The following is a 12,376-nucleotide window of genomic DNA, read 5'->3' as shown; positions in this document are numbered from 1 at the left end:
GCCCCCGTCTCCCACTCTTGGGGTAATGCGGTTCAATCTGCGACAGCAACACTTGCCAGGGTATTACCCCTTCCATCTCGCTTAAGAAAACCTCCCGCCGTGTCCGGCGTTTCTTGTGACTGTAATCAAGATCGGCAAAGCTCGTTTGGTGTGACATGGCGTATTTTGAAGGTCGTCAATAAAATCTATTATCTCAGCAAACCTCGGGATTTGTTCAGCGGTTCCTTAATGTTGGCGTCCCATGCGTTGATGTTTGTCGATATATCGACCGGGCGGATTTTACGCCGCATCCGAAAAATTCGTGAGCAGCGCTATAGTCTGTTGCGCGGTTTTTATTATGGTGTGACCGATGGCGCAGAGGACAACAGTGAGAAGCTGTTGCCGCGTTTGCTGACGATTACCATTGTTGAAGGCGCGGCTGCGATTAATAAAACACTGGGCGACATTGATCTGGCAAGCGTGGATGTCGAAGTTACTGCGGTGAGAAGACGCAACATTCGCGGATTATTACCCACCGGGGAAACACGTCTGGAACTTGGCGATGTCATTGTGCTTCGCGGAACGCAGGAAAATCTCGCAGCGGCTGAAATTAAGTTAATACAAGGCTGAAAATTGCTGATTGAATGGATTTTGACTCAATGATGGGATAACAACAGGATTTGTTGAAATATCAATTCGAGTCATTCCAATCCCATTCATTCAGTATGGCTATAATCGTTACAAGCTACTAAGAATAGACAGTTTTCTTCAAAAAGTGTATATTCTCCGTTCCGTCCTTTTGGCTTTTCATAGCTTAAAAGGCAGATGTTGGTAATCTTGATGATTACATGACAAGTAGCATTAGAATGGCGCATAAAAAAAGCGTAAATTTCATCATTTATGGAGGGAGATATGATTAAAGCTGTTCAAGCAATTGTTGGTCTAGGATTGCTCTGTTTAGGCGCAACTCAAGCAGTTGTGGCTGCTACAGATATTTCTAAATTACCGCGAGTTAAACAAACATTGGTGGCTCCACCAAATGTACCTGCACATGAGCAAACTTCAAAAGGACCTAGAGTCGTTGAAGTTACGATGGAAACTGTTGAAAAGCTGATCGAAGTTGCGCCAGGTGCAAAAGTTTGGGCGTTGACTTTCAATGGCAGCGTTCCTGGTCCGCTTATCGTTGTGCATGAAGGCGATTATGTTGAATTGACATTAAAAAATCCAAAAACAAGCACATTGGCGCATAACGTAGACTTTCACGCTGCAACTGGCGCGCTGGGTGGTGCTGGTTTAACACTGGTTCAACCAGGTGAAGAAGTTGTACTGCGTTGGAAAGCAATCAAACCAGGCGTATTTGTTTATCACTGCGCACCAGGCGGAACCATGATTCCGTTCCACGTTATTTCCGGTATGAGCGGTGCCATCATGGTATTGCCTAAAGACGGTCTGAAAGACAACAAAGGCAAACCATACAAATATGATCGCGCTTACTACATTGGCGAACAAGATTTCTATCTGCCGAAAGATGACAAAGGTAATTTCAAAACCTACGGTTCACCAGCAGAAGGCATGGCAGATATGTTGGAAGTTGCTAAAGGACTCATCCCGACACACGTAGTATTCAATGGCGCAGTTGGTGCACTGACCGGTGACAACGCACTGAAAGCCAAAGTGGGTGAGAAAGTTCTGTTTATCCATTCACAAGCTAACCGTCCTTCCTATCCGCACTTGATCGGTGGACACGGTGATCTGTACTGGGTAGGTGGTTCATTCAGCGATGTACCTTTGACCAGTCAAGAAACCTGGTTTGTTCCAGCAGGTTCCGCAGTTGCGGCTGCTTATGAATTCCATCAACCTGGCTTGCATGTATACCTCAGTCATAACCTGATTGAAGCTGTATTGTTGGGCGCTGCTGCTCACATGACAGTTGATGGTGCTTGGAATGATGACATCATGACTCAACTTAAAAAACCAGCTAGCTTTGATGCAAAAGCTGGAATGGACCACTAAGATTTGTTGTAGTGTTCTATTGAGGTAGTTTTAAAAGGCCTCAACCTGTTATGGGTTGAGGCCTTTGTCATTTTAATTCCTTGAGTTTTTATTATTGCTTGCTACAACTTTATAATGATTAAATCCCATATTCGTACGGTTCCTCACTATCCCCATCACGGCATTATGTTCCGTGATATCACGACATTGCTAAAAGATCCGATCGGACTGCGAACAACTATTCAGGAAATTGCAAAGCGTTATAGCAATGTGGAAATTGATAAAGTGATCGGCATTGAGTCGCGCGGTTTTATTATCGGTGCGCCCGTGGCTTATCAGCTGGGTAAAGGTTTCGTGCCGATTCGTAAGCGCAATAAATTACCGGCAGAAACGATAGGAAGAGACTATCAACTGGAATATGGCAGTGACCGGATTGAAATTCACGTCGATGCGATCCAACCGGGAGAACGAGTGCTGCTTGTGGATGATCTGATTGCCACCGGTGGAACCGCTGAAGCTGCTGTTGGCCTGATCCGTGATATGGGCGGTGAAGTGGTGGAGTGCTGTTTTGTGATCGATCTGCCAGACGTGGGCGGTAAAGCCCGACTGGAAAATCTGGGATGTCCGGTGTTTGCGCTATGCGAATTTGAAGGCGACTAGATACGTTGTTTATAGCGTTCTTTTTAGTACCAACGGGTTTTTATTACGTTCGTTCTAATGCGGATAATATTTTTTCATGGATGCCGCCAAAACCTCCATTGCTCATGATTAAGATATGATCGTCAGGCTTAGCGACTGCTGCGATAGCTTGGACGAGCTGATTCAGATCATCAAAACAACGCGCCTTGTTATGTAATGGCAACATGGCATCTTTAGCCCAGTGTGCATCGCGGGTGAAGCAAAGTACCTGATCGGCTTCGCTCAAACTCTTCGCAAGAGAATCTTTCCATACCCCCATTTTCATGGTGTTTGAACGCGGTTCCAGGACTGCAATAATCCTTGCTTTACCGGTATGAGTCCGTAAGCCTTCGATAGTCGTTTGAATGGCGGTCGGGTGGTGAGCAAAATCATCATAGACGGAGACACCGTTGACCGTGCCGCGTTTCTCCATGCGGCGTTTGACATTCTTGAACTGTGCTAATGCTTCGATGCCAATGTTGACCGGTATTCCGGCATGCCGCGCAGCGATCAGCGCAGCCAGCGCATTCATGCGGTTATGTTCGCCCAATAAATCCCATTGCAGGCTTCCGTGAAATGTTTCGTTGCAATAGATATCGATCGTATTGCCAGCCCGCGCTGTGGTATGCCAGCCACTTTCAGTGCCGAATTCTTCCACCGGTGTCCAGCAGCCTTGTTTGAGGACATGCTTCAGATTGGGATCTTGGCCATTTGCGACGATTAAACCGTTATTCGGAATAACTCGTACAAAGTGATGGAATTGCCGTTCAATCGCTGCAAGATCTGTAAAAATATCCGCATGATCGAACTCAAGATTATTCAGTATCGCTGTTTTTGGGTGGTAATGAACAAATTTAGAACGTTTATCAAAAAATGCCGTGTCGTATTCGTCCGCCTCAATGACGAAGAAAGGCGAGGTGTTTCCGATTCGTGCCGAAATGCCAAAATTCTCGGGGATTCCACCGATCAGGAATCCCGGATTCAATCCGGCATAATCCAAGATCCAAGCTAACATGGAGCTGGTTGTTGTTTTTCCGTGGGTACCGGACACGGCAAGCACCCAGCGATGCCGTAGAATATTCTCCGACAGCCACTGTGGGCCGGAAATATAGGGTAAATTGCGGTTGAGTATTTCCTCCATCAGTGGATTGCCGCGCGTAACGACGTTACCGATGACGAAAATATCCGGTTGTAACCGGATCTGTTCGGGCGAATAACCCGCTATTAATTCGATCCCTTGAGACTCAAGTTGCGTGCTCATCGGTGGATAGACATCCTGATCGCAGCCCGTCACCGTGTGACCGGATTCGCGCGCAATGGCTGCAATACCGCCCATAAAGGTACCGCAAATTCCGAGTATATGAATGTGCATGATTGGTTTGAAATTCTTGATTCTGCTGACTGGAAACCACTAATATGATTGGCAAGTTTGGGCAATTATAATGGATATGGCAGGGCAATACCGGATGTTGATACTTTATTCATTCATAGAGCGGCTAAAAGGAAAGGGTGCGGTGATGATTATTCTTTTAATCTCAATGTGCTAATTTCCAAATGGAAAGCACTCGATCGATTAATACGCATTATCGCGGACGATTCGCACCATCGCCAACCGGACCGCTGCATTTTGGTTCGCTGGTGGCGGCTGTGGGCAGCTATGCCGATGCGAAATTTCATGGCGGCAAATGGCTGGTTAGAATTGAGGATGTCGATTTGCAACGTAGAGTACCTGGAGCGGCCAAACAAATTTTGGATACGCTTGAGAAATTGGGTATGGAGTGGGACGAGGAAATCATCTACCAAAGCCACCGTTCCGAGGCATACCGGGAGGCTTTGCACGTTTTGGATAAACAGGGTTTATTGTATCCCTGCACGTGCTCCCGGAAGGAAATCGCGGATTCCAGTATCACCGGTTTATATGGCTTCATTTATCCCGGAACTTGCCTGAACAATCCCGTCTCACTGCAAAGTGCACATGCGCTTCGTATTCAAACCCATGATGATGTCATTCAGTTTACCGATGGTTTGAAGGGATTGTATACGCAGAAGCTGCGCAGTGAAGTGGGTGATTTTGTGTTACGCCGGGCTGATGGAATTTATGCCTATCAACTTGCGGTTGTGGTGGACGACGCTGCGCAGAATATCACGCATGTAGTTCGCGGCGCCGATCTAATCGATTCCACACCACGGCAAATATTTCTGCAGCGGCTTTTGTGCTATCCGGTACCGCAATACATGCACTTACCCGTGGTAACAAACGCGGCAGGAGAGAAGCTTAGCAAGCAAACAAACGCTGCTCCGGTGAATACGGCCGAGGCATTAAAGGAGCTGGTTGATGCGTTGCATTTCCTGGGTCAGCAACCGCCACTAGAGATTCTGGAGGGCGATATTGCTTCTTTTTGGGGCTGGGTGATGCAAAATTGGCGCGTGAACCGGATTCCAAACGGTGTGGTATAAAGATAAGCCATGCGGCTGGTAATTATGCTAGGCTGTAGTGCAGCCGGGTTCAAGTTAACATTACCGGCGCAAGCGTGTGGCAAGGTTTTGCGTTAATCATAGATAAAGGTAAGGAGTGACTGTGGCTTTTCTGCCATTTAATATTTCCAAGCAAAAAAGGTTGAAGGTGGTCATTGCCGGTGGCGGATATGCCGGGCTTGCCGCGTTAACCAATCTATTACAATTTGCTCCGGATGCCGACATTACGTTGATCGATCCTAAAACGCAGCATCTAAAGATTACACACTTACATGAAACATTTCGCTATCCGCTAACCGATTTGCTGGTTCCTTTTTCCGACATAGAAAATCGTTACGAGTGCCGGCACATTCCGGCGGTGGTGAGCTTTGATCAAAGCGCGTTGGAGAGCTATCAGGCCGAGCGGCAGCTGGTTGTGAATGGTGAGATAGTTGATTTTGATTATTTGATTGTCGCGAGCGGTTGCGAGAGTCAGAAAAATGATCATGTCGATAGCGGCAATTTGCTGAGTCTGAATGATTTTGCCACGATGAGCGGATCAGATTTATTAACCCGGCTGCTCGACCGGAATGACTCACCGGAATTGTCGATTTCCGTTGTGGGCGGAGGAGCCACGGGGATACAGTTTTTATTCGAAATAAAGCAGTTTCTCGACCGGATCAGACGTAAGGTGGAATTGCGCTTGATCCACTCGGGCGAGCATGTGCTGGAACAATTTCCTGCCGGGTTTGGTACTTATGCGGAATCCCGCATGCGGGATATGAATATCGCTTTTTATCCGAATACGTATTACCGTGAACAGCAAACCGGAAAAATTTTACTGACGGACAAGGTGGCTGAACAGCAGTTTGAATTGCCTTCCAGTCTGACCCTGCTGTTTTTGGGAAAAAAGCCGCGCAATATTTTTACCGCAAATGCTTTCGGACAGGTTATAGTTGATCAGAAACCGCTACCCAATATTTTTGTGGCGGGTGATTGTTCGTATTACCAGTCGCTTGGGTCGAATACATTGACCGCGCAATCCGCTGTCAGGAAAGGTAAATTAGTGGCGCGTAACGTGTTGCGGCATGCGGGATTTCCCGGATTGCTCGAGCCTTATCTCCACCATGAATTGGGTTATGTGGTGAGTCTGGGGCCGTCGGATGCGGTAGGCTGGCTGGTTGCGGAAGGTAACTTGATCACCGGTATTCCGGCTTTAACGATTAAAGAAATTGTTGAAGCGCAATATGACTTATTATTGGCAGGAATCGATACCTATTTGGTTTAGCAAACACCGTGCGGGAGGCATTTTATGCTTGGTTTGTTCAAAGACAGCCCTGTAATTGGCAAGGCCAGTGCAATAATTCGAAGTCCCACCGATAAACTTTTCAATTTTATCGGTAATGATCTGCTCATTAATTATCCCCGATGGTCTCCGGAAGTTAAGGAATTGGAGAAACTGACCGATGGTCCTATAAAAATAGGAACCGTCTGCCGTCAAGTCCGCATCGATCAAGGTAATCGCTCGGAATCGACTTTCAAAGTTAAATTTTTTGATACGGGTGCACGTATCTGTTTTGAAGGCGTTTCCAATCCTTACCGGTGTGATTATGTCATTGAGCCAGTGAATGCTTCCGATAGTCGGATAACTTTTATTTTTGAGTTACTGAGCCTGGATCTGCATGTCAGGCCGTTTGAGAAGCTGGTGCGTATCGCCGTTCAAGATGGAACCGAAAGGACTGTCAAGAATATCAAGAAACTGATCGAGGCGGAGTAGGTTGATTGAAGACGGCAGACCCGTTCGTACGTATTTAATTATGCTAACAGTTGATTAACTTGGAGAGAAGATCATGGATTTTATCGTTGAAAAAGACCCTGGATTAATTCCACAAGTATTGTCCAAGATTCTTGATTCATGCGTGAACGGTGTAACACTGGCTGATCCCGATCAAGAGGACATGCCTTTGGTTTATGTGAATAAAGCGTTCGAGACAATAACCGGTTATACGTTAGCGGAAACGGTAGGCAGGAATTGCCGTTTTTTGCAGGGTGATGAACACGATCAGGCTGGTGTTAAGCAGCTCAAGGAAGGGATAAAAAATAGAAAACCGGTGGAGGTGGTTTTGAGAAACTTTCGTAAGAACGGTGAGTTATTTTATAACCACTTACTGGTTTCCCCGCTTTTTGATTCGCATGGAAACTTACTTTATTTCCTTGGCGTGCAATTAGACATCACCCCGAAAATCCGTGTGGAAGAGGAAATTAAGGCTTTGAAGGAACAACTGGCGGCACTCAAGCGATGAAACCGGATGCGTGAGCGGCATCCGGATAAATAACCGCACTATTTAAGCATTCTTACCCGTGTATGAAACAGTCAAACGAGGTGCAAGATTTGCTCTATATGCGGTTGACGCCACCAATCTGACCGGCTCTGTAAGCTCACTGTAGCGGAGAAATAAAATGAATCAGCTATTTACTGTCACTTTCTTGCTGGTTTTTCTTTTGCCGGCATCGATTCATGCTGCTGCGCCCGCGGATGAAAAGCGATTGAACGAAGTCGCGGAACGCGGCGCTCATGTCATGCCGTTTGATTTGGAAAAGACCGTGCATGTCTTCACCAAGACTGAAAGTGGTGGCGTTCAGAAGGTTACCGTCAGAAACATATCGGATCAGGAGCAAGTCAGTTTGATCAGAGCGCATCTGTCTGAAATTACCAATGAATTTAAGCAAGGTAATTTTTCAAGCCCGGAAAAAATTCATGGTGGAGACATGCCCGGATTGGCTGAGTTGAAAGCAGCTAAACCGGGAGAAATCAAGATTGAATACAAAGTGCTCCCTATCGGCGCACAAATAGGCTATTTCTCTGAATCACCGCAGCTTGTCAATGCAATCCACCGTTGGTTTGATGCGCAGCTAAGCGATCATGCGCGGCATGCTGAACCCTGGCAGCCGCATCAGCATATACCCAAAAAATAATAGAGTAGTTACTCATTGGATACTGCGGGTTTCAGCGTGCACTTAGTGGTACTTTAGCAATGTAATGCCATGCAGTCCTTTCAGAGTGGAACAATCAGCGAAAAGCTTGTCGGATTTTTGCGATGAATAGTAAGTTCCGCGGAAATTTGCTCACTGAGTAACTGAACCAGTTGCAAACCTAGAGACTGGGTATTTTCAATATCGAAATCGTCCGGTATCCCTACACCGTCATCGCTAAGACATACCAGCAGCTGTCCTTGATTCTGGCGTTTAAGGCTGATATCGATATGGCCGCCGCGGTTCTCAGTAAATGCATATTTCATGGCGTTCGTATAAAGCTCGTTCAGAATCAATCCCAATGGAATACTGACATCGATGGGAAGAAGCACCTCCGGATCGGTATCGATATTTATAACGATTCTCGACGAATCCAGCGCATAGGAAACGGATAAGTTATCAACCAGGGATTGGATGAAACCGGAAAAATCAACGCGGGAAAAATCCAATGATTGATATAAGATCTGGTGAATCAGCGCCATGGATTTCACCCGGTTCTGACTTTCCTTTAGAACGGATATAGCAGCCGTATTATTATCCAGCATATCGGATTGCATACCGAGCAGGCTATCGATGATTTGAAGGTTATTTTTAACCCTGTGATGAATTTCCGATAGCAATAAATCTTTCTCCTTCAATGCTGCTTTGAGTTGTTCCTCTTGAGATTTCCGCTCGGTAATGTCGATAACGGACGCAAGCACCATAACACCTCTGGGTGTTTGGATCGGATTCAAACCTACTTCTACCGGAAATTCTTTGCCATTTTTGTGCGCCCCATGTAGATCTCTGCCATGCCCCATTGCGCGCGTGCTGGGATATTGCAGATAATTACTTCTTAATGACGGATGATGGGCGCGATGTGATTCCGGTATCAAAATTTCAATCGGTTGACCCAGTAATTCTCCCCGGTGGTAACCGAATAGTTCTTCAGTAGTGGAATTTACCATCATAATTTTTCCTTCATGATTGGTCATCACCATACCGTTCGGAGAAGCCTCGACTGCGAGGTATATCATTTCCTCGGCATGCTTGCGATCGGTAATATCGACGATGGCGGCCAGCACAAAAATGCCGTCATGTTCGGTTTCGACGGGATTCAGACCAACCTCAACCGGGAATTCCTTGCCGCTTTTATGCAGGCCGTAAAGATCCCTGCCATGCCCCATGGAACGCGATTTTGATTCGCTGATATAAGCTTCCCGATAGCCGGGATGATGTCGGCGGAATCGTTCGGGAATAAGCATTTCGATGGAGTGACCGATTAATTCCTGCCTGGAATAGCCGAATAGCTTTTCCGTGGCGGAATTCACCATGACGATTTTTCCATCGCAACCGGTCATGACCATGCCGTTGGGCGAAGCTTCTACAGCAAGATGCATCATTTCCTCGGTATTGCTCAAGCTTCTGAATCGGGGTGGCGGCATATCGCTATTTAATCCTGGTGTGAAGAAGTGGGAGTAGTCTAGAACTTCAGGGAATCCAGGCGATCCGGCAGTTTCTGGATCAAATAAGGTATCTGCTCGGAATCTACCGGTTTACTCAGCAAGTAACCTTGCAACTCATCGCATCCAAGATTACCAAGAAAATCGGCTTGCTGGTGAGTCTCGATACCTTCAGCGGTTACCTGCAGATTCAGTTTCTGGGCCAATGCCAGAATCGCCGCTGCAATGGCGCAATCATTCGTATCATAAGGTATGCCCTTGACGAAACTCTGATCAATTTTCAGCCGCCGTATCGGAAGGTTTTTCAATGAACTCAAGCAGGAATAACCGGTGCCAAAATCATCAATGGAAATCGGTATACCCAGACTTTCCAGTTGTTCTAAACATCGGATATAAATCAATTCATTTTGCAGACAGGATTCCGTTATCTCCAGCTCGAGTGACTGAGCTGGCAATGCGTACTGCTGCAATAGTCCTGCAATAAATTGCTGCAAATCTTTATCGGCAAGTTGACGTATCGAGATATTGACCGCAATGCGGATATCGCAAAAACCTCTATCTCGCCACTGTTTGAGTTGCTTGCATGCTTCTGTCAGGATCCAGTTGCCGATTTCAACGATAAGCTTGCTCGTTTCCGCAACCGGAATAATTTCAGCGGGAGATAACAAACCCTTTTCCGGATGCTGCCAACGGATCAACGCTTCCACTCCGGTTATTTTTTTCTGCGATAAAGAAAATTGCGGTTGATAATGCAGCAGAAACTCATTTTTAATTAAAGCGTGATGCAGTTCCCGTTCCCGCGTTAAATAATGAGCGGCTTTTTGTGTCAGGGATGGATGATAAAAAGCGTATCTATTGCGCCCTTTGTTTTTTGCTTCGTACATGGCGGTATCCGCCATTTGCACTAATTCATCATGATGTGAGGAATGATCCGGGTATGCGCTGATACCGATACTGCATGATGGGACGACTTCCATGTTACTAATGACTATGGGATGGGAAAGACATTCCAGTATTTTTTCCGCGACGATGACCAAGGCATCGCGGGATTCAGCATTCGTCACAATGACGATAAACTCATCACCCCCCAGTCGGCCCAAGGTATCGCTTTGCCGCAGCACGGAGAGCATTCTCTGCGCCACAAAGCAGAGCATCGAATCTCCATGTGTATGCCCCAGGGTGTCATTGATTCTCTTAAAGTTGTCGAGGTCAATGAACAACACGCCAAGAAACGAGGAACTCCGTATGGCTTTTGCCAGCGCCAATTGCAGCCGATCCATGATCAGCATACGATTGGGCAAGTTGGTCAGATTATCGTAGTACGCAATATGCGATAACTGTTCCTGCGTTTCGCGGATCGCCGTAATATCGGAAATCATGACGACGAATTGCTGTTCTTCATTTGCTTCGGCGGGAATGAGTCCAATCGTCAGCCAGACAAATATTGTCTCATTATTTTTCTTGAATGCCGTGATTTCTCCTCGCCAATGGCCATGCTTATCAATACTTTGCCATATGCTATTGTAAATATTCTTACTCAAAGAACGGCTGGTAAGAAACGGTAACTCTTTATTCCGGAGATTGTGGGGCTGAAATCCGGTGATCTTATAAAAGGCGCTATTGGCGCAATTGAATTTTCTATTTTTGTTGAGAATGATGATGCCTTCCGATGCGCATTCAAAAACAGTAGCCGCTTGCGCCAAGCGGTCTTTTGCAAGGCGGCTCTCGGTTGTTTCCTGCAAGATACCGACGATCTGATGTTTTCCTGCATCACTATTTTTAAACGATTTGCCATATAACTTGTACCAGCAGCTTTTTCCGGTATCAGGGCTAACGCGGAATTCTATTTCAGCAGCCAAGCCCTTTTTATTGCGCAATTTATCGATAAAGTCAGATACTTTTGGCTTGTCTGTTTCGTTTATTGAAAGAAAGAAACTTTCCCAGTCGGATATCGGTTCTATGGTTCCTTCAGGGCTTTTACCCATGAATATCTCACGAGATTCTTTCGTGACTTCCCAGGTGCCCAAGCGCGCCGCTTCCAGTGCGAGACGAAAGTGCTGCTCATTCTTTTTTAACAGAATATCGTTTTCGTAACGCTCTATACTGACTTGGATGATGATGTGCAGCTCTCTGTCGGAGAATGGCTTTAATAAATAACCGTAGGGCTTGGTCGCTTTCGCCCGATTCACGGTTTTTTCTTCGGAGTAAGCGGTCAAGTATATGATTGGGATGCTATGGGCTTTTTGCAGCTGATCAGCCACTTCAACGCCGTCCATATCCCCTTGAATATGAATGTCCATCAACACAATATTGGGGATTTCCTGATCCACCAGCGCCAGTGCTTTCTGGCCACTTGCAGCCATTCCGGTAACTTGATAGCCTAATTTTGTCAGACGTCTTTTCAGGTCAAGCGCAACAATTTTTTCGTCTTCAACGATCAGTATCTTGATGTATCCACTCATACGTTCCCAGTCTCCTGCAACTAATTATTTCGAATAGACAATTACTTGAAATTCAATACCTCTTTTGCGGTGATTTTTTCTAAAAACCAATAAATTTTCGAATGTAATGTATTGGTTTGAACAAACATCCTCTATTGATAACTATGTCTAAAATTTCGGAACGCTGTGTGGAAGGAATCAAGAGGGAGGAGAATAAATTAACAAAAAGAAGAAAAAATTTAGGTAACTATATACATGTTTACATCAGGCAAATAAAAAGCTAAGCATTTTTCAAAGTGGTATTGAAATTTAATTTTTTGGATTGTAGTTTAAAGCTATTTTCAAAGATTCATTAAA

The 12,376-nt window shown here is 45.8% G+C and carries 11 protein-coding genes and 1 pseudogene; 8 read left to right on the top strand and 4 right to left on the bottom strand.

What is annotated here, in order from left to right; translation table 11 throughout:
• A pseudogene (locus DU481_RS14825) lies at nucleotides 1-157 on the bottom strand (IS5/IS1182 family transposase); the annotation flags it as partial.
• A gap of 71 nt (nucleotides 158-228) precedes the next feature.
• Here DU481_RS14825 and DU481_RS14820 point away from each other — a divergent pair.
• From DU481_RS14820 to DU481_RS14810, 3 genes are all read left to right on the top strand, one after another.
• On the top strand, nucleotides 229-609 hold the full coding sequence (locus tag DU481_RS14820; RefSeq protein ID WP_350135765.1) for a TrkA C-terminal domain-containing protein: 381 nt from the start codon (nucleotides 229-231) through the stop codon (nucleotides 607-609).
• Between the two features lie 282 nt (nucleotides 610-891).
• A complete protein-coding gene (gene nirK / locus DU481_RS14815) occupies nucleotides 892-1,992 on the top strand; it encodes a copper-containing nitrite reductase (RefSeq protein ID WP_350135761.1) in 1,101 nt (366 codons plus the stop codon).
• Between the two features lie 111 nt (nucleotides 1,993-2,103).
• A complete protein-coding gene (locus tag DU481_RS14810; RefSeq protein ID WP_350135763.1) occupies nucleotides 2,104-2,631 on the top strand; it encodes an adenine phosphoribosyltransferase in 528 nt (175 codons plus the stop codon).
• A 43-nt stretch (nucleotides 2,632-2,674) separates the two neighbouring features.
• Here DU481_RS14810 and mpl read toward each other — a convergent pair whose 3' ends face one another.
• Nucleotides 2,675-4,021, bottom strand: a complete 1,347-nt coding sequence (mpl, locus tag DU481_RS14805; RefSeq protein ID WP_350135759.1) for a UDP-N-acetylmuramate:L-alanyl-gamma-D-glutamyl-meso-diaminopimelate ligase — start codon at nucleotides 4,019-4,021, stop codon at nucleotides 2,675-2,677.
• A 182-nt stretch (nucleotides 4,022-4,203) separates the two neighbouring features.
• Here mpl and gluQRS point away from each other — a divergent pair, with 182 nt between their 5' ends.
• The 5 genes from gluQRS (at nucleotide 4,204) to DU481_RS14780 (ending at nucleotide 8,079) form a co-directional block, all read left to right on the top strand.
• Nucleotides 4,204-5,106 (top strand): tRNA glutamyl-Q(34) synthetase GluQRS, encoded by a 903-nt coding sequence (gluQRS, locus tag DU481_RS14800; RefSeq protein WP_350135757.1) that lies wholly within the window; start codon nucleotides 4,204-4,206, stop codon nucleotides 5,104-5,106.
• Nucleotides 5,107-5,227: 121 nt separating this feature from the next.
• Nucleotides 5,228-6,391 (top strand): NAD(P)/FAD-dependent oxidoreductase, encoded by a 1,164-nt coding sequence (locus DU481_RS14795; protein ID WP_350135755.1) that lies wholly within the window; start codon nucleotides 5,228-5,230, stop codon nucleotides 6,389-6,391.
• Nucleotides 6,392-6,415: 24 nt separating this feature from the next.
• The gene (locus tag DU481_RS14790; RefSeq protein ID WP_090316084.1) at nucleotides 6,416-6,880 is read left to right on the top strand and encodes an SRPBCC family protein; all 465 of its coding nucleotides are present in this window, start codon (nucleotides 6,416-6,418) and stop codon (nucleotides 6,878-6,880) included.
• 73 nt (nucleotides 6,881-6,953) lie between these two features.
• A complete protein-coding gene (locus DU481_RS14785) occupies nucleotides 6,954-7,406 on the top strand; it encodes a PAS domain-containing protein (RefSeq protein ID WP_350135754.1) in 453 nt (150 codons plus the stop codon).
• Nucleotides 7,407-7,563: 157 nt separating this feature from the next.
• Nucleotides 7,564-8,079: an aspartate carbamoyltransferase gene (locus DU481_RS14780; RefSeq protein ID WP_350135752.1), complete on the top strand. Its 516-nt coding sequence runs from the start codon at nucleotides 7,564-7,566 to the stop codon at nucleotides 8,077-8,079.
• Between the two features lie 80 nt (nucleotides 8,080-8,159).
• On the opposite strand, the gene DU481_RS14775 is transcribed toward DU481_RS14780, so the two are convergent.
• Together DU481_RS14775 and DU481_RS14770 are read right to left on the bottom strand one after the other, a co-directional pair.
• Nucleotides 8,160-9,560, bottom strand: a complete 1,401-nt coding sequence (locus DU481_RS14775; protein WP_350135750.1) for a sensor histidine kinase — start codon at nucleotides 9,558-9,560, stop codon at nucleotides 8,160-8,162.
• A 38-nt stretch (nucleotides 9,561-9,598) separates the two neighbouring features.
• Entirely contained in the window at nucleotides 9,599-12,040 is a 2,442-nt protein-coding gene (locus tag DU481_RS14770) for an EAL domain-containing protein (RefSeq protein WP_350135748.1), read from the bottom strand.
• Between the last annotated feature and the right edge of the window lie 336 nt (nucleotides 12,041-12,376).

This window comes from Nitrosomonas sp., assembly GCF_040240425.1.
Taxonomy (GTDB): Bacteria; Pseudomonadota; Gammaproteobacteria; order Burkholderiales; family Nitrosomonadaceae; genus Nitrosomonas.
Note: the sequence above shows the minus strand (reverse complement) of the source record. Positions and strands in the feature narration are given on the sequence as shown.

Bases quoted from the DNA above. Each gene is read 5' to 3' on its own strand.
- DU481_RS14820 (WP_350135765.1), top strand. From the start codon at position 229: ATGTTGGCGTCCCATGCGTTGATGTTTGTCGATATATCGACCGGGCGG.
- nirK (WP_350135761.1), top strand. From the start codon at position 892: ATGATTAAAGCTGTTCAAGCAATTGTTGGTCTAGGATTGCTCTGTTTA.
- mpl (WP_350135759.1), bottom strand. From the start codon at position 4,021: ATGCACATTCATATACTCGGAATTTGCGGTACCTTTATGGGCGGTATT.
- gluQRS (WP_350135757.1), top strand. From the start codon at position 4,204: ATGGAAAGCACTCGATCGATTAATACGCATTATCGCGGACGATTCGCA.
- DU481_RS14790 (WP_090316084.1), top strand. From the start codon at position 6,416: ATGCTTGGTTTGTTCAAAGACAGCCCTGTAATTGGCAAGGCCAGTGCA.
- DU481_RS14785 (WP_350135754.1), top strand. From the start codon at position 6,954: ATGGATTTTATCGTTGAAAAAGACCCTGGATTAATTCCACAAGTATTG.
- DU481_RS14780 (WP_350135752.1), top strand. From the start codon at position 7,564: ATGAATCAGCTATTTACTGTCACTTTCTTGCTGGTTTTTCTTTTGCCG.
- DU481_RS14775 (WP_350135750.1), bottom strand. From the start codon at position 9,560: ATGCCGCCACCCCGATTCAGAAGCTTGAGCAATACCGAGGAAATGATG.
- DU481_RS14770 (WP_350135748.1), bottom strand. From the start codon at position 12,040: ATGAGTGGATACATCAAGATACTGATCGTTGAAGACGAAAAAATTGTT.